Source organism: Sphaerisporangium corydalis (assembly GCF_025506355.1).
Taxonomy (GTDB): domain Bacteria; phylum Actinomycetota; class Actinomycetes; order Streptosporangiales; family Streptosporangiaceae; genus Sphaerisporangium; species Sphaerisporangium corydalis.
In genome coordinates this window covers 1-23,697 of sequence record NZ_JANZYP010000072.1, presented here as the reverse complement: position 1 = coordinate 23,697, position 23,697 = coordinate 1, and the positions used below count along the sequence as shown (strand labels likewise).

Genomic DNA, 23,697 nt, shown 5'->3' with positions numbered 1-23,697 from the left:
GGGAGGTTTCACCGATGGCCGACCCCAAGGGGTTTCTGACGCACGCGCGTGAGCTGCCGGCGCGCCGCCCTGTCGACGTGCGCATCCGCGACTGGCGGGAGGTGTACGAGGACTTCCCGAAGGCCGCCCTGACCGACCAGGCCGCGCGGTGCATGGACTGCGGCATCCCGTTCTGCCACAACGGCTGCCCGCTCGGGAACCTCATCCCCGAGTGGAACGACCTGGTGTACCGGGACGACTGGCGCGAGGCCGCCGAGCGGCTGCACGCCACGAACAACTTCCCCGAGTTCACCGGCCGGCTGTGCCCGGCCCCGTGCGAGGCGGCCTGCGTGCTCGGGATCAACGCCGAGCCGGTGGCCATCAAGCGCGTCGAGGTGGAGATCATCGACCGGGCGTTCGCCGAGGGATGGGTCACCCCCCAGCCGCCGGCGACCAGGACCGGCAAGCGGGTCGCCGTGGTCGGTTCGGGGCCCGCGGGGCTCGCCGCGGCGCAGCAGCTGACCCGCGCCGGGCACGACGTGGTGGTCTTCGAGCGGGCCGACCGCATCGGCGGCCTGCTCCGCTACGGCATCCCCGAGTTCAAGATGGAGAAGCGGCACGTCGACCGGCGCCTGGCGCAGATGCGCGCCGAGGGCACCGAGTTCCGCACGGGCGTCAACGTCGGGGTCGACATCACCGCCGACCGGCTGCGCGAGGAGTTCGACGCGATCGTGCTGTCGGGCGGGGCCACGGCGTGGCGCGACCTGCCGGTGGCGGGCCGCGAGCACACCGGCGTCCACCAGGCCATGGAGTACCTCCCGCTGTCCAACCAGGTGCAGGAGGGCGACCTGGCGGTCTCGCCGGTGTCGGCCGAGGGCAAGCACGTGGTGGTGATCGGCGGCGGTGACACCGGCGCCGACTGCGTGGGCACCGCGGTGCGCCAGGGCGCGCTCTCGGTCACCCAGCTGGAGATCATGCCGAAGCCCCCGGCCGCGCGGCCGGACGCCCAGCCGTGGCCGACGTACCCAATGCTGTTCAAGATGGAGAGCGCCCACGAGGAGCTGGAGGACGGGGGCGGCTCGCGGGTGTACGCCGTCTCCACCACCGAGTTCGTCGCGGACGACCAGGGACGGGTCCGGGCGCTGCGCCTGGTCGGCGTCCAGGGCCCTGGCTCGGGTTTCGCGCCGGTGCCCGGCACCGAGCGGGAGATCCCGGCCGGGCTGGTCACGCTGGCGATGGGCTTCCTCGGTCCGGAGAAGGGCGCGCTGCTCACCGACCTGGCGGCCCAGGCGGCCGACCCCGGCTCGTTCTTCGACGCCCGGGGGAACGTCGCGCGGGACAAGTCCTACATGTCCGGCGTGGATGGTGTGTTCGTCGCCGGTGACATGGGTCGTGGGCAGTCGCTCATCGTGTGGGCGATCGCGGAGGGCCGTTCGGCGGCCGCCGCGACCGACCGCTACCTGACCGGCCAGACGGCCCTGCCCGTCGCGATCCCGCCGACGGCCCGGCCCCTGCTCTGACGGCTCGCGAGGACGGCGTCCCGCACCCGGGGCGCCGTCCTTTTTGTAGGGTTCTAGTGCTTCTTAATTAAAGAAGACGCTATATATGTCTATAACGGATTGATTGCCGGGCGATTTCACCGACAACTTGCTTTGGTCCTCGATCCCCTGAAAGATGCTGCCTCGTCGTACAGAGGCATGAGGAGAGGGTCAATGGTGCGGGGGTACACACGACTGGCGGGAGCCATGATTTCGGTCATGGTGGCGGGCACACTGGCCGCGGGCTCGCCGGCGATCGGAGCCGGCGCCGAGGCCACGCCCTCGGGCGGGGGCACGAGCGAATACCTGGTGTTCTACGCCCCCGGTGGCGAGGCCGCCGCGCTGGACGCCATCAGGGCGGGCGGCGGCACCGCGGGCGCGGTCGACGGCAAGCTCGGCTACGTCCTGGCCCGCGGCCCGCGCACGGGGTTCGCCGAACGGCTCGGAACCAGCCCGTCCATCGCCGGGGTGACCGCCGACCGCAGGATCGGCTCGGCCACCGCCCTCACCTCCCAGGACGCCGCCGCCCCGGCGGAGCGCACCGCGCCGTCCACCGCGCTCTCCGCCGCCGGGACCGCCGGGGGATCGGCCGCCGAGGCCCAGGCCGTCTCCGCCGGCGCCACCGTCGCGGGCCACGGCGACCCGCTGTCCGGCCGGCAGTGGGACATGAAGATGATCGGCGCCACGGCCGGCGGCTCGTACGCCAAGGCGCGCGGCACCAAGAAGGTCCTGGTCGGCATCATCGACACCGGCGTGGACGGCCGGCACCCCGACATCGCGCCGAACTTCAACCGGGCGCTCAGCCGCAACTTCGTCGTCGACCACCCGAAGGACTCCAAGGGCAAGACGCTCGACGGCCCCTGCGAGCACAAGGGCTGCAAGGACCCCGCCGACGAGGACGACGAGGGCCACGGCACGCACGTCGCCAGCACGATCGGCTCGCCGCTCAACGGCATCGGCGTCGCGGGCGTCGCCCCGGGCGTCTCGCTGGTCAACATCCGGGCCGGCACCGACTCGGGCTTCTTCTTCCTCAAGCCGGTCCTGGACGCGCTCACCTACGCCGGCGACGCGGGCATCGACGTGGTCAACATGAGCTTCTTCGTCGACCCGTGGACGTTCAACTGCGCCCACAACCCGTCGGACTCCCGCGCCGAGCAGCTCCAGCAGGCCGGGATCATCACCGGCGTCCAGCGCGCCCTGGACTACGCGCGCGCCCGCGGCGTCACGCTGATCACCGCGCTCGGCAACGGCTCCACCGACCTCGGCGAGCCGACCACCGACAAGGACAGCCCCGGCTACCCGGCCGGCAGCGAGCGCGAGCGCACGATCGACAACTCCTGCGTGAACGTGCCGGCCGAGTCCCGCGGCGTCATCTCCGTCTCCGCCGTCGGCCCCAGCAAGCGCAAGGCCTGGTACTCCGACTACGGCACCGAGCAGACCGACCTGTCGGCCCCCGGCGGCGACCCCTCCGACGCCGGCACGTCCCTGAAGGGCACGGCCAGGGAGATCCTCGCCGCCGCCCCCGCGAGCGCGCTGCGCAAGCAGAAGCTCATCGACGCCTCGGGCAAACCGGTCGGCTCCTCGGTGGTCCGCGACTGCCACCGCGGCAAGTGCGCGTACTACCAGTACCTCTCGGGCACCTCGATGGCCTCCCCGCACGCCGCGGGCGTCGCGGCCATCCTGGTCGCCCGCTTCGGCAAGCCCGGCAAGGGCGGCCTGCTCCTCAGCCCCGCCAAGGTGGAGAAGCTGCTGTACGCGACGGCCACCCACACCGGGTGCCCCTCGTCCGGCTCGACCACCTACACCGTCAGCGAGGAGACGCACGTCTGCGAGGGCTCCTCGGCCAAGAACGGCTTCTACGGGCACGGCCTGGTCGACGCCGAGCGCGCCGCCACCACCAAGGGCTGACCGCCGGGCCGGGCAGGTTGGGCGACGGGGGCGCCCCGCCGGGCCGGGGCACCTATCCTGGTATCCACACGAACACGAACATGGACCCGAGCACCCGGTCGCATTCGTCGTGGCCCGCGCCCACGGGGCGCACTCCACCTGCGGCGACGTGCCCGGGTGGCCCGATGGCAGGCTTGTGTCACCTGGAATTCGCCAGGCGCTGTGAACTTCGTCATCATCGAGTGGTCTGTACCAATTAGGGTAGGACTTGTGAGTCGTCGAGCGAAAATTGTCTGCACACTGGGGCCCGCCACCTCCTCCCCGGAGCGTCTGCGCGAGCTGATCGCCGCCGGGATGAACGTCGCGCGGTTCAACCTCAGCCACGGGAGCCACGAGCTGCACAAGGAGGTCCACACGCGAGTGCGGGAGGCCGCCGCCGAGCTGGGCCTCGCGGTCGGGGTCCTCGCGGACCTCCAGGGTCCCAAGATCCGTGTCGGCCGTTTCGCCGAGGGTCCCGTGCGCCTGGGCTTCGGCGACGTGTTCACGATCACCACCGACGACGTCCCCGGCGACCGGGACATCGTCTCCACGACGTACGAGGGCCTACCGGGCGACGTGCGGCCGGGCGACAAGATCCTTGTCGACGACGGCCGCCTCGTCCTCGAGGCCACCGAGGTCGACGGCCCCCGCGTCGTGACCCGCGTCGTCGTCGGCGGCATGATCTCCGACAACAAGGGCCTCAACCTGCCGGGTGTGGCCGTCTCGGCCCCCGCCCTCACCGAGAAGGACGAGGAGGACCTGCGCTGGGCCCTCCGCACCGGCTTCGACATGATCGCCCTGTCGTTCGTCCGCAGCCCCGACGACGCGCGGATCGTCCGCGAGATCATGGACCAGGAGGGCGTCCACCTCCCGCTCCTGGCCAAGATCGAGAAGCCCCAGGCGGTCGACTGCCTGGAGGCCATCGTCGACGCGTTCGACGGCATCATGGTCGCCCGCGGCGACCTCGGCGTGGAGCTCCCGCTGGAGCAGGTGCCGATCGTGCAGCGCCGCGCCATCGCCCTGGCCAGGGAGAAGGCCCACCCGGTCATCGTGGCCACCCAGATGCTCGACTCCATGATGAGCGCCCAGCGCCCGACCCGCGCCGAGGTCTCCGACGTCGCCTACGCCGTCATGGACGGCGCCGACGCGGTCATGCTCTCCGGTGAGACCTCCGTGGGCAGCTACCCGATCGAGTCGGTCGCGACCATGGCCCGCATCGCCTCCGCCGCCGAGGAGGACTCCCTCCACGCCACGCACACCTTCGACCGGATGCCCGAGACCACCGGCGGCGCCATCGCCCGCGCCGCGGCCGAGGTCGGGGCCATCGTCGGCGCCAAGGCGCTGTGCGCGTTCACCATGTCGGGGGAGACCGCGCGGCGGCTCGCCCGCTACCGCTCCCCGATCCCGCTGCTGGCCTTCACCTCCGCCCCGGAGGTGCGCGGCCAGCTCGCCCTGACCTGGGGCGTGGAGACCTTCGAGGTGCCGTTCGTCCACCACACCGACGACATGGTGCGCCAGGTCGAGTCGGCGCTGCTGTCGGTCGGCCGCTACGAGAAGGGCGACAAGGTCGTCATCGTCGCCGGCTCGCCTCCCGGCAGCCACGGCTCCACCAACGCCCTGCGCGTCCACACCATCGGCTCGCTGGCCGCCGGCGGCAACTGACCCCTCCGCCACGCTCGGCCACGGCCACCCCGGGACACCCCGGCGGTGGCCGTCCGGCCGTCCGGGACCGTTTCGGCAGGCCAGGCCGGTCCACCGGGATCGCCAGGGCCGGGGTGGTCGTCCGGGTTCACCTGGGCCGGGGTGGTCGTCCGGGGTCGGTAGAGGTCCGGTGGGGAGATCGCCAAGAGCCGCATGGGGGGCGGCCCGCCCGGGGCGACGCCCGGTTTGATCAGGCCCATGACGGTCGCCGGGAGACGCGGGACGAAGCCGGGCACATCAGCCCCGCCCGGCCGTCCGGTGTCCCGGGCGCTCCGGCACCCGGCGGCCCCGCTGGCTCTGGCCGCCCTGCTGTTCGGGGCGGCGCAGCTCGCCTTCGTCGGTCCCGGCCTGCGCTGGGGCTGGGACGAGCTGGTCTACCTCAGCCAGGTGAACCCCGGCCTGCCGGACGCGGTGTTCACCGCCCCGCGCGCCCGGGGGATCACCTGGCTGGCCGCCCCGGCCGCGCTGCTGTCCGCCTCGCCGCCCGTCGTGCGGGGGTGGATGACCGCGCTGTCGTCCGCCGGGCTGTTCCTGGCCTACCTGCCGTGGCTGCGCGTGCTCACCCACCGCGGCGCCCCCGCCGTCGTGGCACTGGCCGCGCTGCTGTCCGGCGGGCTGTGGGTCGCGCAGTTCTACGGCGGCGCCGTGATGCCGAACCTGTACGTCGCCCACGCCTCGGTCGCCGCGACCGCCTTCCTGCTCCTGGCACTGCGCGGCCCTTCGCGTGGCGCCCTCGCGGGGCTGGCGTCGAGCGTGGCCGCGGTCGCGCTGCTGCGGCCGGGCGACGCCGCCTGGCTGGTCCTCCCGCTGCTCCTCGCCTGCTTCGCCGCCCGCCCCGTTCCCCGCGAACAGCCTGATCCGCGCGTACGGCGCGAGGCGGCCGCGCGGGTGCGGCCCGGGGCCGCCGCCGTCCTGGCCCTGGCCGGAGGGGTCGCGGCGGGGCTGGCGCCGTGGGTGGCCGAGGCAGTGACGCGGTACGGCGGGGTGCACAACCGGGTCCGCGAGGCCAGCGAGCTCCAGGGCCGGCTGCGGCCCACGTGGGGCGTGGTCCACGAGTTCGCGGCGCTCAACGGCCCGCTCCTGTGCCGCCCGTGCGCGGCCGGCGCGGTGCGTCCGCTGCTGGTGATGTGGTGGCCTGCGCTGCCGGTCGCCGCCGCCGCCGGGCTCCTGGCGGCACGCCCGCTCGGGGCGGCGCGGCCGTACGGCCTGGCCTGCGCGGTGGGCGCGGGCCTTTCGGCGCAGTACCTGTTCCTGGTGGGGTACGGCGCCCCGCGGTTCCTGCTGCCCGCCTACCTGCTGCTCGCCCTGCCCGTGGCCCTGCTACTGGTGCGTCTCGCGTCCCTCGGCCTCCTGCCGGCCGCGCTCGCCGTGGCCGTGGCCGCCGGGCACCTCGCCACCCAGCACGTGGTCCTCGGCCACCGGGTGGAGCGCTCGCACGCCGGCCGGGCGGCGGAACGGGACGTCGCCGGGACGCTGACCGGTTCGGGGCTACGCGGCCCGTGCGCCGTCGGGGGGCCCGCGGCGACGCTGCCCATCGCCTACGAGGCGGGATGCGCGTTCCACCGCGTGCGCCGCAGGGCGGGCTCGTCCTTCGGTGGCGTCGCGTACCTCACGCACGCCCGTGAGCCCGCGACGGCGGGGTGGGCGGAGCGGCGGCTGCGGACCGCCGACGGGCGCGTCTGGTATCTGTGGCTGCCCGCGAGCCGGTGAGGGCGCGAAAAAAACCGCGCGGCCCGGCCACGCGGTCTCGCCCGTGCAAGTGCCCCGAGTGGGATTCGAACCCACACTGAATGGATTTTGAGGCCATCGACTCTGCCGTTGGTCTATCGGGGCGCCGTGGTGCTCGTGTCCCTAATCTAGCGGACATCGGTACTCTCTTGGTCGTGAGTACGCAGCGACGAGTAGTGATCGCGGAAGATGAGGCACTGATCCGTCTCGACCTCAAGGAGATGCTGGAAGAGGAGGGATACGCCGTGGTCGGCGAGGCCGGCGACGGGGAGACGGCGATCAAACTGGCCCTGGAGCACCGCCCCGATCTGGTCATCCTCGACGTGAAGATGCCGATCCTGGACGGCATTTCGGCCGCCGAGCGCATCGTGTCCGAGCGGGTCGCCCCGTGCCTGATCCTGACGGCGTTCTCCCAGCGCGACCTCGTGGAGCGGGCCAGGGACGCCGGCGCCATGGCTTACCTGGTCAAGCCGTTCACCAAGTCCGACCTGGTCCCGGCGATCGAGATGGCGGTGAGCCGCCACGAGGAGGTCGCCGCGCTGGAGCGGGAGGTCACCACGCTCAGTGAGCGCTTGGAGACCCGCAAGCTCGTGGAGCGGGCCAAGGGCCTGCTGATGGCCGAGCACGGCTGGACCGAGCCGCAGGCGTTCCGCTGGATCCAGAAGGCGTCGATGGACCGCCGGATGAGCATGCGTCAGGTCGCCCAGGCCGTCGTCAGCGAGGCGCGGCCCCCGGAGGAGTCATAGGCCTCGCGGAACCTGGGCGAGCGGGCCGGTCACGGCCCCTGCGGTGCCGGGGCGGGCGTGCCGACCGGATCTGTCAAGGTTCGCCCCTCCCGACGGGTCAAGGTCACCTTCCGTGCCCGTCGCGGCCGATCTCCATGGACACGCTAGCGATCTTTGTAAAACCTTCGCCGTCGATGTGACCTTTACTTTTCGCGCCGGTAGCCGATGAGGACCGGTGTGATAACGAAGCGGTAACGTGATGTCCCTCTGTACCGACCTGTGACTTGAGCTGGATGTAATGCCGTCAACGACCCCTGGCCAGAACGCCAGGGGTGGGCTCTGTGTACCCGATCCCAAAGGGGATCAGGTGAAAGGAAGGCAACCTTGCGGCCCAAGATTGCTCGCCTCGGGGGCGTGCTCGCCGTCGGTGTGGCACTTACCGTTGGTCTCGCCGCGTGTGGCGGCAGTGACTCGGGGTCGACGTCGGGTGGTGGCGACTCCGCCGCCCCGACCACGCTGAAGATTGGCTTCATGGGAGACCTGTCGGGTGAGAACTCCGGCATCGTCATCCCGCCCAAGAACGGCGCTCAGCTCGCGATCGACGAGTACAACGCCACCAACCCCAAGGTGAAGCTTGAACTGATCACCTACGACAGCCGCGCCGACGCGACGACCGCCGTCTCCCTGGCCCAGAAGGCCATCAAGGACGACAAGATCGTCGGCCTGGTCGGACCCGCCTTCTCGGGTGAGTCCAAGCAGGCCGTGCCGCTGCTGGAGGAGGCGAAGATCCCCAACATCTCCGCTTCGGCCACCAACGTGGACCTGGCCAAGAACGGCTGGAAGTTCTGGCACCGCGTCGTCCCGAACGACGGCGTCCAGGGCCCGGCCATCGCCGACTTCATCGCCGGCGCCGCCGCGGCCAAGAACGTCTTCGTGGTGGACGACAAGTCCGAGTACGGCAAGGGCATCGGCGACGCGGTCCGCGGCGAGCTCAAGACCAAGGGCGCCACGGTCACCGACGATGCGCTCGACCCGGCCGCCACCGACTACTCCTCGACGGTCAACAAGATCGCGGCGGCCAAGCCGGACGCGGTCTTCTTCGGTGGCTACTACGCCGGGGCCGGCAAGCTGCTCAAGCAGCTCCGTGACAAGGGCTCCAAGGCGAAGTTCTTCTCCGGTGACGGTTCGCTGGACAAGGGGATCATCGAGAGCGCCGGCGCCCCGCAGGCCGAGGACGCGCTCATCGGCTGCCCCTGCCGCATCCCGACGCCGGCCGAGACCGACGAGAAGGTCAAGAAGTTCGCCGCCGACTACAAGGCGAAGTTCGGCGCCGACCCCCTGATCTACGCGACCGAGGGCTACGACGCCGCGACGGCGTTCACCAAGGCGATCGGCGGCGGGGCGACCACGCCCGACGCGATCAACGAGGCGATCGGCAAGTCCGACTTCGACGGCATCTCCAAGCACATCAAGTTCGACCCGACGGGTGAGCCGTCGGCGAAGTCGATCTACATGTATCAGATCAAGGGTGGCCAGATCGGTCTCCTCGGCGACACGACGACGGCCAAGCTTGGCTGACGCACGCTAGTCACGGCCAGGTAATGAGGGGGCGGGAACGCCACGGCGGTCCCGCCCCTGCCCGTTGTCGCCTGAAGGCTTCCCTGAAAGCGAAACCCCGTGTTCGATAATCTCCTCGGCTCCTTCTGGCCGTACACGATCGACGGCCTCATCCTCGGCTCGATCTACGGCCTCGTCGCCCTCGGCTACACCATGGTCTACGGCGTGCTGCGACTGATCAACTTCGCGCACTCCGAGGTCTTCATGATCGGCACCATGGCGTCCGCCTTCGTCGTCATGACGCTCGGCATCACCGCGCCGCTGACGGGTTTCGCCCTGGTGGGCGGCCTGCTGCTGATGGTCCTCGCCGGGGGCGCCGCCTCCGCGGGGTCGGCCATGTTGCTGGAGCGCATCGCCTACCGCCCGCTGCGCAAGCGCGGCGCCTCACGCCTGGCCGCGCTCATCTCGGCCATCGGCGCCTCCCTGTTCCTCCAGGAGCTCTTCGCCCTGGTGATCATCCCCCACGTCTTCAACCGGCCCCAGCAGGGCCGTAACCAGATGGGCATCGCCCGCATCATGAACAAGGACACCTTGTTCACGCTCGGCGGCGCCCAGATCCGTGTCGACCAGGTGCTGATCTTCGTGGCGGCCATCGGCATGATGATCCTTCTCGACCTCCTCGTGAACCGGACGAAGATCGGCCGAGGCATCCGCGCGACCTCGCAGGACCCGGAGACCGCGGTCCTGATGGGCGTGGACATCGACAAGATCGTGCGCATGACCTTCCTGATCGGCGGCCTGATGGCGGGCATCGCCGGCGCGCTGTTCGTGCTGCAGTTCGAGGTCACGAAGTTCTCCATCGGCTTCCTCCTCGGCATCAAGGCCTTCACGGCCGCGGTGCTCGGAGGCATCGGCAACCTGCGCGGAGCGCTGGTCGGCGGCCTGTTCCTCGGACTGATCGAGAACTACGGTGCGGCGATCTTCGGCTCGGGATGGAAGGATGTCATCGCGTTCTCGGTTCTCGTCCTGGTCCTGATGTTCCGTCCCACCGGCATTCTCGGTGAATCCCTCCAGCAGGCACGCGCATGAGCACGAACTCCACCATCACCAACGGCAGGAACGCCTTCGGGGCGTTCATCGACGGCGTCCGCGACCGGTGGGCCAAGGCCCCCACCTGGCAGCGCTGGACCGTCTACGTCCTGCTGTTCGTGATCGCGCTGCTGCTGCCCAACGACTCCCTCGGCCAGGTCATGTCGCCCTACAGCGACTGGGCGAGCGTCCTGTTCTTCCCTATCGGGACGTACGTGGTCCTCGCGATCGGCCTCAACGTGGTCGTCGGCCAGGCCGGCCTGCTCGACCTCGGGTACGTCGCGTTCTTCGCCATCGGCGGGTACTCGATGGCGCTGCTCGGGACCAGGCTCGGCCTGAACTTCTGGGAGATCCTGATCGTCGGCGTCATCCTGTCGGCCGCCTCCGGCGTGCTGCTGGGCGGGCCGACGCTGCGCCTGCGCGGTGACTACCTCGCGATCGTCACCCTCGGCTTCGGAGAGATCGTCCGCCAGACGGCCGAGAACACCGACGCCATCGGCGGCCCGCGCGGCATCGCCGGCATCCCGCACCCGCCGAGCTTCGACGGCGTCGAGGTCTTCGGCGTCCAGATCTTCCACTACGGAGTGCTGGACCCCCGGCCCTACTACTACCTGCTGGTCGTGGTGGCCACCGCGATCATCATCTTCGTGAAGCGGTGGGAGAAGAGCCGGGTCGGCCGCGCGTGGGCGGCCATCCGCGAGGACGAGGACGCCGCCGAGGTCATGGGCGTGCCGACCTTCAAGTTCAAGCTCCTGGCGTTCGCGATCGGCGCGTCGATCGGCGGGGCCATGGGCGTGGTCTGGGCCGGCAAGACGATCTCGATCAACCCGAACGACTTCCTGTTCATGCTGTCCGCGACCATCCTGGCGGCGGTCGTGCTCGGCGGCTCGGGGAACATCCCCGGCGTCGTCCTGGGCGCGTTCCTCGTCGGCTGGCTGCCGGAGCGCTTCCGCGGCCTGTCGGACTACCGCATCCTGGTGTTCGGCGCCGCGCTGGTCGCGCTGATGATCTTCCGTCCCGAGGGCCTGCTGCCCTCGCGCCGCCGAAGAGCGGAGCTGGCGGAGGGTACAGGAGGCATGGGCAGTCTGGGCGCGGAGGTTCCCGGTCCGGAATCCCAGCCCGCAGCCGAGGGAGCAGCGAAATGACCGATCCGCGCCCGCTTCTTCAGCTCCAGAAGGTCAAGATGCAGTTCGGCGGCGTCGTCGCGCTGCGCGAGGTGGAGCTGACGATCAACGAGGGCGAGATCTTCGCGCTCATCGGGCCGAACGGGGCCGGCAAGACGACGGTGTTCAATGTCGTCACCGGCGTCTACCGCCCGACCTCGGGTCAGGTGATCTTCGACGGCGACCGCATCGACGGCATGAAGCGGTTCAAGGTCACCAAGCGGGGCGTCGCCCGTACGTTCCAGAACATCCGGCTGTTCCACAACATGTCCGCGATCGAGAACGTCATGGTGGGGGCCGACGCCCACCACCGCGCGGGCATGTTCAGCGCGGCCCTCGGGCTCCCCTGGCACCGCCAGGAGGAGCGCGACGGCAAGGCGCTGGCCCTCGAGCTGCTGGACTTCGTGGGCATCGGGCACCGCGCCGAGGAGACGGCCAAGAACCTCCCCTACGGCGACCAGCGCAGGCTGGAGATCGCCCGTGCCCTGGCCACCAAGCCGAAGCTCCTGCTGCTGGACGAGCCGGCGGCGGGCATGAACCCGGCGGAGAAGGAGTCCCTGCAGGGCCTGATCCGCAGGATCCGCGACGCCGGGCGCACCGTCCTGCTGATCGAGCACGACATGGCCCTGGTCATGGGCATCAGCGACCGCATCTCGGTGCTGGACTTCGGGCAGAAGATCGCCGACGGCCTGCCGGCCGAGGTGCAGAACGACCCGAGGGTCATCGAGGCGTACTTGGGGGCTCCCGCAGATGCTTCTTGAGATCAAGGACATGCGCGTCCACTACGGCAAGATCGAGGCCATCAAGGGCGTCTCGCTGGAGGTCGACGAGGGTGAGATCGTCACCCTCATCGGCGCCAACGGCGCGGGCAAGACCACGACGCTGAAGACCATCTCGGGCCTCCGGGCGCTGACGTCGGGGTCGGTCACCTTCGACGGCAAGGACATCAGCAAGCTGGCCGGGCACAAGCGGGTGCTGGCCGGCATCGGCCAGTCCCCGGAGGGCCGCGGCGTCTTCCCCGGCATGACCGTCACCGAGAACCTGCTGATGGGCGCGTACACCCGCAACGGGGATCTCACCAAGGACCTCGACGAGGTCTTCGAGCTGTTCCCGAGGCTCGCCGAGCGCAAGAACCAGGCCGGCGGCACGATGTCGGGCGGCGAGCAGCAGATGGTGGCGATCGGCCGCGCGCTGATGAGCAAGCCGAAGGTGCTGCTGCTCGACGAGCCGTCGATGGGGCTGGCCCCGATGCTGGTGGCGCAGATCTTCTCCATCATCAAGGAGATCAACAACCGGGGGACCACCGTGCTCCTGGTCGAGCAGAACGCCCAGCAGGCCCTCCAGCTCGCCCACCGGGCGTACGTGCTGGAGACCGGCAAGGTGGTGAAGTCGGCGCCCGCCGCCGACCTGCTCAACGACCCGCAGGTGCGCGAGGCGTACCTCGGGGGAGAGCTCGGCGCCCACTGAGCTTTCCCCGCGGAAAGCGGCCCGGCCGGGTTCTCCCGGCCGGGCCACTTCGCCGATGCGACAATACTTCGTAAAGGGCGGTGCGTAGTGCGCATCACTTCGGGTCCCGAAAAGTTGTGATTCAAACCGATTGGCGACTCCGCCGGCGGGCATGGGCCTTCTCCGGTGATCGGCGGCATTCGGCCCGCCCGTCCTGACTCCCGCGCGCCGCGCGCGTGTCAAGGCCGCCGGGGCCGGCCTACGGGGGGAAATCCGGCATTCCCGGGGGACGCGGGCCTGGTCCGGCCCGCCGGCCCGCGTCGGGCCAGCTCAGCTGGGGTACGGCCTGCCCCGATATCCCGATTTATGCGGAAATTCAATTCTTTGGCATGAATAGCCGGGGTGGATCAGCTCAGGGCCACGTCGACGCCCTTGGACGGGCCGATGGCCCCCAGGGGCGGATCGGCGAAGAACCGGATCTTGGTGACCTTCACGTCCTTCGGCACGTCGTACCAGAGGTCGAATTCCATCCGGACGAAGCTGCCGACGGGGATCTCGTCCGGCTGCCTCTTGATCGCCTGCGCGAAGTCGTCGATGTGGAAGGTCCGCCCGTCGGCCGCGACCAGGAGCTGCTGCTTGGAGTCGAACTTCTGGTTGGTGCGGTCGGTGCTCTCGATGAGGACGCGCACCCGTACGTACTGGCCCTTGGCGTTCCACTCGGCGTGGCTGCCGAACATGGACGGCATGCCGCCGACGAAGCCGAGCACCCGGAAGCGCATCTGGCCGTCGATCACCGGCTTGGCCGTGATCACCTTCTCGCCGGGACGCGCCGTCTCGGCCGGGATCGCGTACGTCGGGGAGGGCGTGGGGACAGGCTTGTCAGGACCGCTGGAACAGCCCGACAGGACGAAGGTGAGAAAGGCCGTGAAACCCAGTACAGCCCGTGGTGCCCGCACGGTCGCACCCTAGCCGCGCCGCCCGCCCGGGGGCTCCGCGCTGTGAGAGCCGTTGTGCGATCGTTTCTTTCCGGTAATACCCCTGGTGACCTGGTGCGGGACCATGGCCATGGTTACGGTAACTTAGCTTAACTCCGACATACAGCTAAAGAGGAGGACGTTGTGGTCTTTTGGTCCAGGCGTCGTCGTTTGACTTCAATCGGGGCGCTCGCCGTGAGCGCCGCGTGCCTTCTCTCCGCCTGTGGGGGCGGATCGACCTCCAGTGAGACCAGCGCGAGCACGGCCCCCTCCGGCGGCACCTCAGCCTCCGCGATCAAGCTGATCAACCCTGGCAAGCTCACGACCTGCACGAACCTGCCCTATGAGCCCTTCCAGTTCAAGCAGGGTGACAAGGTCGTCGGCTTCGACGTCGACATCGTGGACCTCGCGGCCAAGAAGCTCGGTGTGACGCAGGACATCGTGGACATCGACTTCGCGGTGATCAAGAGCGGCGCGGCGCTGAACGCGGGCAAGTGCGACGTGGCGGCGGCGGGCATGACGATCACCCCCGAGCGTCAGAAGAACCTGCTGTTCTCCGAGCCCTACTTCGACGCGACGCAGGCGCTGCTCGCCAAGAAGGGCAGCGGTGTCAAGTCGCTCGACGACGTGAAGGCCAAGGGCCTCAAGCTCGGCGCGCAGGCCTCCACCACCGGCCTGGACTACGTCAAGGGCAAGGGCCTGAACCCGACCGAGTTCGCCGACTCCCCGAAGGAGCTGCTCGGCCTGCAGTCGGGCCAGGCGGACGTCATCGTCCAGGACATCCCGGTCGTGCTCACCTGGCTGAAGAAGCCGGAGATCGCCGACAAGTTCGAGCTGGCCGCCAGCCTGGACACCGGCGAGCAGTACGGCGTCGGCATGAAGATGGGCAACGACGCGCTGGCCAAGGTGCTCAACGACGCGATCACCGCGGCCAAGTCCGACGGCACCTACGAGCAGATCTACGTCAAGTGGTTCGGCAAGAAGCCCGGCGAGCTCGGAACCTGATCCATGACCGACCAGCCCATGACGGCTGAGCCGGCCGGTCCTGCCGGGCAAGTGCCCGGCAGGGCCAAGCTCAGCCCTCGCAAGAGGCAGCGGATCAGCCGCGGCATCCAGTACGCCATCTTGATCGCCGTGATCGTCGTGATCGCCTTCTTCACCAACTGGAGCGGGCTCGCGCAGAACTTCACCAAGCTGGACGTGGCGAAGCAGTCGCTCCCGGACGTGTTCACGGTCGCGCTCAAGAACACGATCATCTACACGGTCGGCGGCTTCGTCTTCGGCTCGCTCGGAGGGCTGCTGCTGGCCCTCATGCGGCTGTCGTCGGTGCGCCCGTACCGCTGGATCGCCACCATCTACATCGAGATCTTCCGTGGCCTCCCCGCACTGCTGATCTTCCTGCTCATCCTGTTCCTCCCGCTCGCGCTTCCCGGCTTCGAGGTGCCCGGCGGGACGTACGGGCAGGGCATCCTGGGCCTGACGATCGTCAGCTCCGCCTACATGGCGGAGACGCTCCGGGCGGGCCTGCAGGCCGTCCCGAAGGGGCAGACCGAGGCGGCGCGCTCGCTCGGCATGTCGCACTCCAGGTCGATGATCTCGGTCGTCATCCCGCAGGCGATCCGCATCGTCATCCCGCCGACGACCAACCAGTTCGTCGCGCTGCTCAAGGACTCCTCGCTGGTGCTCTTCCTCGGGGTGAGCGGCGACTACGTGGAGCTGACGAAGTTCGGCAACGACCTCGCGTCAACGACGAGCAACGCCACGCCGATCCTGGTGGTCGGCCTGACCTACCTGCTCGTCACGATCCCGCTGGGCTACCTGGCGGGCCGTCTCGAGAATCGCCAGGGGAAGGGACGGTGACCGCGATGGCGGCCCACGCGGTCGAGATCAGGGACCTGCACAAGTCCTTCGGCCCCCTGGAGGTCCTCAAGGGCATCGACTTCACCGTCGAGGAGGGGCAGGTCGTCTGTGTCATCGGCCCCTCGGGCTCGGGCAAGTCGACGCTGCTCCGCTGCGTCAACCTGCTGGAGCAGCCCACCAGGGGCAAGGTGACGGTGGGCGGCGTCGAGATCACCGATCCCGACGTCGACATCGACGCCGCGCGGCGCAGGCTCGGCATGGTGTTCCAGTCGTTCAACCTGTTCCCGCACATGTCGGTCCTGCAGAACGTCATGATCGCGCAGCGGCGGGTGCTCAGGCGCGGCCGGGAGGAGGCCGAGCGCGTCGCGCGCGCGAACCTCGACAAGGTGGGCGTCGGCGCCAAGTGCGACTCCTACCCTCCCCAGTTGTCCGGCGGGCAGCAGCAGCGCGTCGCCATCGCCCGCGCGCTGGCGATGGACCCCTCGCTCATGCTGTTCGACGAGCCGACCTCCGCGCTCGACCCCGAGCTGGTGGGCGACGTGCTGTCGGTGATGCGCGATCTGGCGCGCGACGGCATGACGATGCTGGTGGTCACCCACGAGATGAGCTTCGCGCGCGAGGTGGCCGACCGCGTGGTGTTCATGGACGGCGGCGTGATCGTCGAGGAGGGTCCGCCCGACCAGGTCATCGGCGATCCGCAGCACGCCCGTACGCGGACGTTCCTCAAGCGGGTGCTCGACCCGACCAACGCCGGGGACGCGAGCGCCGCCGGCGATGAGGGCACCGGGGAGATCCCGGCCGTCTGACGATGGACGCGACCCCCGCGGGCCGGTGGCCCGCGGGGACGTGCCCCGGACGCGTGAGGAGCCCGCGGGTGATCTTTGGGGCCATGTAGGGCTTCCCCGGCCGCACACGTTGTCTACTCGATCACCCACGGGCTCTGGCGTCACAACGCTAGCGAGCTATGGGGCCCACGTGCAAAGAGTGTGACAAAAATGGGTCCGATATCGCCCAAATATCACTTGGCGTCACGAAGCATGCAGGTAAGTCGTGATGTGCACACCCGGCGCCCCTCGTCGTCGGTGATCTCGATCTCGTAGGTGGCGAGGCTGCGCCCGCCGTGGACGCGCGTCGCGACGCCCGTCACGAAACCTGAGGTGACCGACCGGTGGTGGGTCGCGTTGATCTCCACGCCGACCGCGAACCGGCCCGGCCCGGCGTGCACCGCGGCGCCGGTGGACCCGATGGTCTCGGCCAGCACGCACGACGCGCCGCCGTGCAGCAGCCCGTACGGCTGGGTGTTGCCCTCGACCGGCATGCGGGCGACGACCCGCTCGGCGCCGACCTCCAGGAACTCGATGCCCATGGCCTGGAGAAGAGTGCCCTTGAGGTCGGCGCCGTACAGCGCGTCGAGGCGGGCCTGGTCGTCGGGACGCATCATGGTCAAGGGGAGCCCTCCACTTACGTGGCCGGGGGTGTTCTGTCGTACATGGAGACTAGGCTGCGGGTGTGCCGAAGAAGGAACCGACCCCCGCCCGTGACCGCCTGCTTCTCCTCGACGGGCACTCACTCGCGTACCGCGCGTTCTACGCGTTGAAGGACGCCAACCTCACCACGACCGACGGCCAGCACACCGAGGCGGTGTACGGCTTCACCTCGATGCTGATCAACGTCCTCCGCGACGAGAAGCCGAGCCACGTCGTGGTCTGTTTCGACCGGTCGGAGCCCACCTTCCGGCACGAGGCGTTCGCGCAGTACAAGGCCAACCGCCAGGAGACCCCCGAGGACTTCCGCGGCCAGGTCAGCCTGATCTTCGAGGTGCTCGACGCGCTCCGCGTGCCCCACCTCTCGCTCGCCGGCTACGAGGCCGACGACCTGATCGCCACGCTGGCCGACCAGGCCGCGGGCCAGGGCATGGACGTGCTCATCGTCACCGGCGACCGCGACGCCCTCCAGCTCGTCAACGACCGGATCACGCTGCTGATGACCCGCCGCGGCATCAGCGACATGACCCGGTTCGACCCCGCGACCGTCGTGGAGAAGTACGGCCTGACCCCCGAGCAGTACCCCGACTTCGCCGCGCTGCGCGGCGACCCGAGCGACAACCTCCCGAACATCCCGAGCGTGGGGGAGAAGACCGCCGCCAAGTGGATCAAGGAGTTCGGCTCGCTCACCGCGCTGGTCGACCGGGTCGGCGAGGTGAAGGGCAAGGTCGGCGAGAAGCTCCGCGAGCACCTCGGCCAGGTGATCCACAACCGTCAGCTCACCGAGCTGCGGCGCGACGTGCCGCTGGAGGCCGACGTCGCCTCGCTGGTGATGGGCAAGTGGGACCGCGACGAGATCCACAAACTCTTCGACACCCTGCAGTTCCGGGTGCTGCGCGACCGGCTCTACCAGAGCATCGGCACCGCCGAGCCCGAGGCCGAGGAGGGGTTCGAGGTCGAGGTCGCGGCCCTGGCCCCCGGCGAGGTCGAGGCGTGGCTCGCCGCGGTGCCCGAGGGCCGGGCCGGGCTCGCCGTCAAGGGCTCCTACGGCAGCGGCACCGGCGACATGGACGCCATCGCCATCGCCGTCCCCGCCGAGGCCGACGGGCGGCAGCGGGCCGCCTACATCGACCTTTCCGCGCTCAGCCCCGGCGACCAGGCCGCGCTGAGCCGGTGGCTCGCCGACGAGGCGAGGCCCAAGGCGCTGCACGACGCCAAGGGCCCGCTGCTGGCCCTGTGGGCCCACGGGTTCGACCTCCAGGGCCTCACCTGCGACACCGCGCTCGCGGCCTACCTGGCGATGCCGGGCCAGCGGAGCTTCCCCCTGGACGACCTCGTGCTGCGCTACCTGCACCGCGAGCTGCGCGCCGAGACCGAGTCCAACGGCCAGGCCGCCCTGTTCGACGACCCCGGCGACACCGAGGACCAGGACCTCGGCATCCGGGCCCACGCCGTGCTGGAGCTCGCCGACGCCCTGGAGGCCCACCTGGACCCCCGCGGCGGCATCCGGCTGATGCGCGACGTCGAGCTCCCGCTGGTGCGGGTCCTGGCCGAGCTGGAGCGCGACGGCATCGCCGCCGACCACGACTACTTCGCCGCCCTGGAGGTCGAGTTCGGCGCCGCGGTCAAGCAGGCCGTCGAGGAGGCCCACCGGGTCGTCGGGGAGCAGTTCAACCTGGGCTCGCCCAAGCAGCTCCAGGAGATCCTGTTCGTCAAGCTCGGGCTGCCGAAGACCAAGAAGATCAAGACCGGCTACACCACCGACGCCGACGCGCTGGCGACCCTGGCCACCCAGACCGACAACGAGCTGCCGATCATCCTGCTGCGCCACCGCGACCAGACCCGGCTGCGGGTCACCGTCGAGGGCCTGATCAAGGAGGTCGGCGACGACGGGCGCATCCACACCACCTACAACCAGATCATCGCGGCGACCGGGCGGCTGTCGTCGGAGAAGCCCAACCTGCAGAACATCCCGATCCGCACCGCCGAGGGCCGGCGCATCCGCGAGGGCTTCATCGTCGGCCAGGGGTACGAAAGCCTGCTCACCGCCGACTACAGCCAGATCGAGCTGCGCATCATGGCCCACCTCTCGCAGGACGCGGCGCTCATCGCGGCCTTCGAGTCCGGGCACGACTTCCACCAGGCGACCGCGGCGCGGGTGTTCGACCTGCCGCCCGAGCAGATCGGCGGCGAGCTGCGGGCCCGCATCAAGGCGATGAACTACGGGCTGGCCTATGGGCTGTCCGACTTCGGGCTCTCGGGCCAGCTCAACATCCCGGTCGCCGAGGCCCGCGCGCTCAAGGACGAGTACTTCCAGGAGTTCGGCGGCGTCCGTGACTACCTCGCCGACATCGTCGCCCAGGCCCGGCAGGACGGCTACACCGAGACCATCCTCGGCCGCCGCCGCTACCTGCCCGACCTGACCAGCGACAACCGGCAGCGGCGCGAGATGGCCGAGCGCATGGCGCTCAACGCCCCCATCCAGGGGTCGGCGGCCGACATCATCAAGGTCGCGATGCTGAACGTGCAGCGGGCGCTGCGCGCGGCGGAGCTGCGCTCGCGCATGCTGCTCCAGGTCCACGACGAACTCGTGTTCGAGGTGGCGCCCGGGGAGCACGAGCGGCTGCGCGAGCTGGTGGTGTCCCAGATGTGCGCGGCCTACGAGCTGCGCGTCCCGCTGGACGTCTCGGTCGGCGTCGGGCACACCTGGCAGGACGCCGGCCACTGACCGGCCACCCCCGGCACACCGCTCGGCGTGCCGGGCCGGGGGTCACTCGGCGGGGGTGGCCGCGGCGGCGTGGTGGGGGCGGCGGGAGAGCGACTCCTCGGCGGCGGCGGCCTCGACCTCCAGCAGGCTGGTCTCGTGGCGTTCGGCCATGTGGGCGGCGTGCCCGCCCCGCAGCCCGAACAACCGCTTGGACAGCAGGATGTACAGCACCGCCGCGAGGTTGATCAGCAGGATGACTATGCGCAGCCAGGTGACCTTCTCGACGATCTCGTAGACCTCGATCGGGACGAACAGCGAGGTCGCCACCACCGCGAAGTACTCACCCCAGCGCTGGAGCAGCCACAGGCCCACGCCCTCGGTCATCAGCAGCGCCCCGAAGACGATCAGGCCGAGGACGATCCACGTCAGGGTCCTGGTCTCCGCGCTGATCACCGTACGCAGCGTGTGCACCACGCCGGACTCCTCCAGGTTCCACCCGAGCTTGTCGGCGAGCGGCTGGAGCAACGGCAGGTCTTCATTGAACGCCATGCCGATCGCGTCCTGGTGGGCGCGGAACCGCCAGACGCCGAACGCCGCCGCCAGTACCAGCAGCCCCTTGCCCCAGCGGAACACCGCGAGCAGCCGCAGGATCGTGGCGTCGCGCAGCGCCTTGCCCCGGAGCACGATGGGCGCGTCCTCGGCCGGGCCCGAGCCGTGCGGCGTGCCGAGGGTGAAGTCGCCGCACCGCAGGCAGCGCCAGGCCTCCCCGAGGGCCGTCTCGGCGCGCAGGCGGCGCCGCAGCGGTTCCTCGGTCGGGGCGTATGTCACGTGGCCGTGCCGGCCACAAGCGCGCAAGCTCCAGTTCACGATCAAATTTCAACACATGATAGGTGTGTACGCTCGCTCACCACGGGGCCGATTGGGCTGTCCTAGGGTGAAAACTCGTCCGCAGCCGATCCAGGAGACCCCCTGTGCGCAGCACACCCGGCCTGACACCCGTGATCGGCATCGTGAACATCGGTGTCATGATCGTCGCCGTCGTGGCGCTGCTGGTGCTCCCGTTCGGCGGCGACGAGCCGCCCGCCGCGCCGGCGCCGAAGACCTCACGGCCGGCCGCGAGCCCGGCGCCCCCGGTCGCGGCGACGGCGGAGTCGGCCAGGAAGGCGGGGGCCAACGAGGCGGGGCTGGTCCCGGTGCTGATGTACCACCGGATCCTGCGCAAGCGGGTGGCCTCGATCGACCGGACCCCCGCCCAGCTCCGCAAGGAGCTGGAGAGGCTGGCCACCCACGGCTACGTGCCGATCACCGCCGCCGAGTTCGTGGCCGGCGCGATCGACGTCCCGGCCGGCGCCCACCCGGTCGTGCTGACCTTCGACGACGGCAACCCCTCGCACTTCGCCCTGGACGCCGACGGCGCGCCCAAGAAGGACACCGTCGTGCGGATCATCTACGACGTCGCCAAGGAGCACCCCGGCTTCCGCCCGGTGGCGACCTTCTGGATCAACAAGAACCCCTTCGGCATCCGCGACCACGACCGGCAGGCGGCGGCCGTGCGCTGGCTGGTCGAGCACGGCTTCGAGGTGGGCAACCACACCTTCGGCCACCCCGACCTGTACCTGCTGAGCAAGAAGCGGGTCAGCGAGGCCATCGTGCGCGAGCAGCGGCAGCTCGCCAAGCTCGGCGCCCCGAAGTCGACCACGTTCGCCCTCCCGTACGGCAGCAGGCCCAAGAAGAGGTCGCTGGCGCGCGAGGGGAGGTGGGACGGCACTTCGTATCATTTCGATGCCGTTTTCCTCGCCGGGGCCGAGCCCACGATTTCGCCCTACGCGAAGGATTTTGACCCGTACAACATCCCTCGGATCCAGTCGAACGGTAAAAAGGGGGAGTGCCGGAAATGGTGCTCGCAGTACTGGCTGGAGTGGCTCGACAGGCATCCTGATAGGCGATACACCTCGGACGGCGACCCCGCGCACGTCTCGGTTCCACGTCGGCTCAAGGGTAAGATCAAGTCAAGACTCGGCAGGATGATGATCGCCTACTGAGGGTTTCCAGGGCCGTGCGGGCGGGCGCCGGATTGACCGCGCCCGCGTACTCTCATATGCTGATCGCTGCGCTGTGGGCTCGCGTGCGCCTCGGACGGAGCGGGCTCGCGCTCGGTCATGTCGACCACGGGTCATCCCGACCATCCTCGGCTTGAGCGAAAGAGAGAGCCTGCCGCGCGTCCGCCACATCGACATCTGTCCGCGTTCGGAGCAATTCCACACATGACGAGCAGCACTGAGGCCACCTCGAGCACCCCGCAGGTAGCGGTCAACGACATCGGTTCCGAGGAGGCCTTCCTCGCCGCGATCGACGAGACCATCAAGTACTTCAACGACGGCGACATCGTCGAAGGCACCGTCGTCAAGGTCGATCGAGACGAGGTCTTGCTCGACATCGGCTACAAGACCGAGGGTGTCATCCCCTCGCGCGAGCTCTCGATCAAGCACGATGTCGACCCAGCCGAGGTCGTCCAGGTCGGCGAGCACGTCGAGGCCCTCGTCCTCCAGAAGGAGGACAAGGAAGGCCGGCTCATCCTGTCCAAGAAGCGCGCGCAGTACGAGCGCGCCTGGGGCACGATCGAGAAGATCAAGGACGAGGACGGCATCGTCACCGGCACGGTCATCGAGGTCGTCAAGGGTGGACTCATCCTCGACATCGGGCTGCGCGGCTTCCTTCCGGCTTCGCTGGTCGAGATGCGCCGGGTCCGCGACCTCCAGCCGTACGTCGGCCGCGAGCTCGAGGCGAAGATCATAGAGCTGGACAAGAACCGCAACAACGTGGTCCTTTCCCGGCGCGCCTGGCTCGAGCAGACCCAGTCGGAGGTCCGCCAGACCTTCCTCAACACCCTGCAGAAGGGTCAGGTCCGCAAGGGCGTCGTCTCCTCGATCGTCAACTTCGGCGCGTTCGTGGACCTCGGCGGCGTCGACGGCCTGGTGCACGTCTCCGAACTCTCCTGGAAGCACATCGACCACCCCTCAGAGGTCGTCGAAGTGGGCCAGGAGGTCACCGTCGAGGTTCTCGACGTGGACATGGAGCGCGAGCGGGTCTCCCTGTCGCTCAAGGCGACGCAGGAGGACCCCTGGCAGCAGTTCGCCCGCACCCACCAGATCGGGCAGGTCGTTCCCGGACGCGTCACCAAGCTGGTGCCGTTCGGTGCGTTCGTCCGCGTCGAGGAGGGCATCGAGGGCCTGGTCCACATCTCCGAGCTGGCCGAGCGCCACGTGGAGATCCCCGAGCAGGTCGTCCAGGTCGGCGACGAGATCTTCGTGAAGATCATCGACATCGACCTCGACCGCCGTCGCATCTCGCTTTCGCTCAAGCAGGCGAACGAGGGCGCGATCGGTGCCGACGTCGAGTTCGACCCCACGCTTTACGGCATGGCGGCGACCTACGACGAGCAGGGCAACTACATCTACCCCGACGGCTTCGACCCCGAGACCGGCGAGTGGCTGGACGGCTTCGAGAAGCAGCGTGAGGAGTGGGAGCGGCAGTACGCCGAGGCCCAGACGCGCTTCGAGGCCCACAAGTCGCAGGTGGAGAAGGCTCGCGCGGAGGAGGCGGAGGCCGCTGGGCCGTCCACCTACTCCGGTGAGACGCCTCCGTCGTCCACCGGCGCGGCCCCGGCCGCGGGCGCCCTGGCCTCCGACGAGGCCCTGGCGGCACTTCGCGAGAAGCTGGCGGGCGGTCAGAACTGACGCCCTGAGTTCCCGCACGAAAGAAGAGGGCCCCGCACCAGCGGGGCCCTTTTCCCGTTCCCCACCCCCTCCCCTCCCCACCT

The 23,697-nt window shown here is 69.8% G+C and carries 19 protein-coding genes and 1 tRNA gene; 16 read left to right on the top strand and 4 right to left on the bottom strand.

Annotation, left to right across the window (positions count from 1 at the left end):
* Nucleotides 1–14: 14 nt before the first annotated feature.
* The 4 genes from NYZ98_RS34775 to NYZ98_RS34760 all read left to right on the top strand — a co-directional run bounded on the left by NYZ98_RS34775 (nucleotide 15) and on the right by NYZ98_RS34760 (nucleotide 6,854).
* Nucleotides 15–1,499, top strand: a complete 1,485-nt coding sequence (locus tag NYZ98_RS34775) for a glutamate synthase subunit beta (protein WP_262848277.1) — start codon at nucleotides 15–17, stop codon at nucleotides 1,497–1,499.
* Nucleotides 1,500–1,736: 237 nt separating this feature from the next.
* On the top strand, nucleotides 1,737–3,425 hold the full coding sequence (locus NYZ98_RS34770) for a S8 family peptidase (protein WP_262848275.1): 1,689 nt from the start codon (nucleotides 1,737–1,739) through the stop codon (nucleotides 3,423–3,425).
* Between the two features lie 249 nt (nucleotides 3,426–3,674).
* Complete coding sequence (pyk, locus tag NYZ98_RS34765; protein ID WP_262848273.1) at nucleotides 3,675–5,105, top strand: pyruvate kinase; 1,431 nt, start codon at nucleotides 3,675–3,677, stop codon at nucleotides 5,103–5,105.
* 237 nt (nucleotides 5,106–5,342) lie between these two features.
* Nucleotides 5,343–6,854 carry a hypothetical protein gene (locus NYZ98_RS34760; RefSeq protein WP_262848271.1) on the top strand — a complete coding sequence of 504 codons (1,512 nt, stop codon included), beginning with the start codon at nucleotides 5,343–5,345 and terminating at the stop codon, nucleotides 6,852–6,854.
* A 50-nt stretch (nucleotides 6,855–6,904) separates the two neighbouring features.
* Here NYZ98_RS34760 and NYZ98_RS34755 read toward each other — a convergent pair.
* A tRNA-Leu gene (locus NYZ98_RS34755) sits at nucleotides 6,905–6,977 on the bottom strand.
* 50 nt (nucleotides 6,978–7,027) lie between these two features.
* Between NYZ98_RS34755 and NYZ98_RS34750 the strand changes: the two genes are divergently transcribed.
* From NYZ98_RS34750 to NYZ98_RS34725, 6 genes are all read left to right on the top strand, one after another.
* A complete protein-coding gene (locus NYZ98_RS34750) occupies nucleotides 7,028–7,618 on the top strand; it encodes an ANTAR domain-containing response regulator (RefSeq protein WP_262848269.1) in 591 nt (196 codons plus the stop codon).
* Between the two features lie 393 nt (nucleotides 7,619–8,011).
* Nucleotides 8,012–9,175 carry a branched-chain amino acid ABC transporter substrate-binding protein gene (locus NYZ98_RS34745; RefSeq protein ID WP_262848330.1) on the top strand — a complete coding sequence of 388 codons (1,164 nt, stop codon included), beginning with the start codon at nucleotides 8,012–8,014 and terminating at the stop codon, nucleotides 9,173–9,175.
* 99 nt (nucleotides 9,176–9,274) lie between these two features.
* Nucleotides 9,275–10,243: a branched-chain amino acid ABC transporter permease gene (locus NYZ98_RS34740; RefSeq protein ID WP_262848266.1), complete on the top strand. Its 969-nt coding sequence runs from the start codon at nucleotides 9,275–9,277 to the stop codon at nucleotides 10,241–10,243.
* Complete coding sequence (locus tag NYZ98_RS34735) at nucleotides 10,240–11,388, top strand: branched-chain amino acid ABC transporter permease (protein WP_262848264.1); 1,149 nt, start codon at nucleotides 10,240–10,242, stop codon at nucleotides 11,386–11,388. Before NYZ98_RS34740 ends, NYZ98_RS34735 begins: the two co-directional genes overlap by 4 nt.
* A complete protein-coding gene (locus tag NYZ98_RS34730) occupies nucleotides 11,385–12,167 on the top strand; it encodes an ABC transporter ATP-binding protein (RefSeq protein WP_262848262.1) in 783 nt (260 codons plus the stop codon). The genes NYZ98_RS34735 and NYZ98_RS34730 overlap by 4 nt, the downstream gene beginning before the upstream one ends.
* Nucleotides 12,157–12,873 (top strand): ABC transporter ATP-binding protein, encoded by a 717-nt coding sequence (locus NYZ98_RS34725; RefSeq protein WP_262848260.1) that lies wholly within the window; start codon nucleotides 12,157–12,159, stop codon nucleotides 12,871–12,873. Before NYZ98_RS34730 ends, NYZ98_RS34725 begins: the two co-directional genes overlap by 11 nt.
* A 386-nt stretch (nucleotides 12,874–13,259) precedes the next feature.
* Here NYZ98_RS34725 and NYZ98_RS34720 read toward each other — a convergent pair whose 3' ends face one another.
* Nucleotides 13,260–13,808, bottom strand: a complete 549-nt coding sequence (locus tag NYZ98_RS34720) for a DUF4352 domain-containing protein (RefSeq protein WP_262848258.1) — start codon at nucleotides 13,806–13,808, stop codon at nucleotides 13,260–13,262.
* A 189-nt stretch (nucleotides 13,809–13,997) separates the two neighbouring features.
* On the opposite strand from NYZ98_RS34720, the gene NYZ98_RS34715 reads away from it, so the two are divergent.
* Genes NYZ98_RS34715 through NYZ98_RS34705 form a run of 3 tightly spaced genes read left to right on the top strand, consistent with a single transcriptional unit; the run spans nucleotide 13,998 to nucleotide 16,492 of the window.
* Entirely contained in the window at nucleotides 13,998–14,831 is an 834-nt protein-coding gene (locus NYZ98_RS34715) for an ABC transporter substrate-binding protein (protein WP_262848256.1), read from the top strand.
* A gap of 18 nt (nucleotides 14,832–14,849) precedes the next feature.
* Complete coding sequence (locus NYZ98_RS34710; protein ID WP_262848254.1) at nucleotides 14,850–15,686, top strand: amino acid ABC transporter permease; 837 nt, start codon at nucleotides 14,850–14,852, stop codon at nucleotides 15,684–15,686.
* 5 nt (nucleotides 15,687–15,691) lie between these two features.
* A complete protein-coding gene (locus tag NYZ98_RS34705; RefSeq protein ID WP_262848328.1) occupies nucleotides 15,692–16,492 on the top strand; it encodes an amino acid ABC transporter ATP-binding protein in 801 nt (266 codons plus the stop codon).
* Nucleotides 16,493–16,704: 212 nt separating this feature from the next.
* Here NYZ98_RS34705 and NYZ98_RS34700 read toward each other — a convergent pair whose 3' ends face one another.
* Complete coding sequence (locus NYZ98_RS34700) at nucleotides 16,705–17,124, bottom strand: PaaI family thioesterase (protein WP_380706366.1); 420 nt, start codon at nucleotides 17,122–17,124, stop codon at nucleotides 16,705–16,707.
* Nucleotides 17,125–17,195: 71 nt separating this feature from the next.
* Between NYZ98_RS34700 and polA the strand changes: the two genes are divergently transcribed.
* Nucleotides 17,196–19,898, top strand: a complete 2,703-nt coding sequence (gene polA, locus NYZ98_RS34695; RefSeq protein WP_262848252.1) for a DNA polymerase I — start codon at nucleotides 17,196–17,198, stop codon at nucleotides 19,896–19,898.
* Between the two features lie 42 nt (nucleotides 19,899–19,940).
* On the opposite strand, the gene NYZ98_RS34690 is transcribed toward polA, so the two are convergent.
* The gene (locus tag NYZ98_RS34690) at nucleotides 19,941–20,705 is read right to left on the bottom strand and encodes a DUF2127 domain-containing protein (RefSeq protein ID WP_262848250.1); all 765 of its coding nucleotides are present in this window, start codon (nucleotides 20,703–20,705) and stop codon (nucleotides 19,941–19,943) included.
* 143 nt (nucleotides 20,706–20,848) lie between these two features.
* Between NYZ98_RS34690 and NYZ98_RS34685 the strand changes: the two genes are divergently transcribed.
* Both NYZ98_RS34685 and rpsA read left to right on the top strand, forming a co-directional pair.
* Nucleotides 20,849–21,919 carry a polysaccharide deacetylase family protein gene (locus NYZ98_RS34685; RefSeq protein ID WP_262848248.1) on the top strand — a complete coding sequence of 357 codons (1,071 nt, stop codon included), beginning with the start codon at nucleotides 20,849–20,851 and terminating at the stop codon, nucleotides 21,917–21,919.
* Between the two features lie 222 nt (nucleotides 21,920–22,141).
* Complete coding sequence (gene rpsA, locus NYZ98_RS34680) at nucleotides 22,142–23,614, top strand: 30S ribosomal protein S1 (RefSeq protein WP_262848246.1); 1,473 nt, start codon at nucleotides 22,142–22,144, stop codon at nucleotides 23,612–23,614.
* Nucleotides 23,615–23,697: the final 83 nt, after the last annotated feature.

Bases quoted from the DNA above. Each gene is read 5' to 3' on its own strand.
- rpsA (WP_262848246.1), top strand. From the start codon at position 22,142: ATGACGAGCAGCACTGAGGCCACCTCGAGCACCCCGCAGGTAGCGGTC.
- NYZ98_RS34710 (WP_262848254.1), top strand. From the start codon at position 14,850: ATGACGGCTGAGCCGGCCGGTCCTGCCGGGCAAGTGCCCGGCAGGGCC.
- NYZ98_RS34770 (WP_262848275.1), top strand. From the start codon at position 1,737: ATGGTGGCGGGCACACTGGCCGCGGGCTCGCCGGCGATCGGAGCCGGC.
- NYZ98_RS34705 (WP_262848328.1), top strand. From the start codon at position 15,692: ATGGCGGCCCACGCGGTCGAGATCAGGGACCTGCACAAGTCCTTCGGC.
- NYZ98_RS34775 (WP_262848277.1), top strand. From the start codon at position 15: ATGGCCGACCCCAAGGGGTTTCTGACGCACGCGCGTGAGCTGCCGGCG.
- NYZ98_RS34735 (WP_262848264.1), top strand. From the start codon at position 10,240: ATGAGCACGAACTCCACCATCACCAACGGCAGGAACGCCTTCGGGGCG.
- NYZ98_RS34700 (WP_380706366.1), bottom strand. From the start codon at position 17,124: ATGCGTCCCGACGACCAGGCCCGCCTCGACGCGCTGTACGGCGCCGAC.
- NYZ98_RS34725 (WP_262848260.1), top strand. From the start codon at position 12,157: ATGCTTCTTGAGATCAAGGACATGCGCGTCCACTACGGCAAGATCGAG.
- NYZ98_RS34760 (WP_262848271.1), top strand. From the start codon at position 5,343: ATGACGGTCGCCGGGAGACGCGGGACGAAGCCGGGCACATCAGCCCCG.
- NYZ98_RS34730 (WP_262848262.1), top strand. From the start codon at position 11,385: ATGACCGATCCGCGCCCGCTTCTTCAGCTCCAGAAGGTCAAGATGCAG.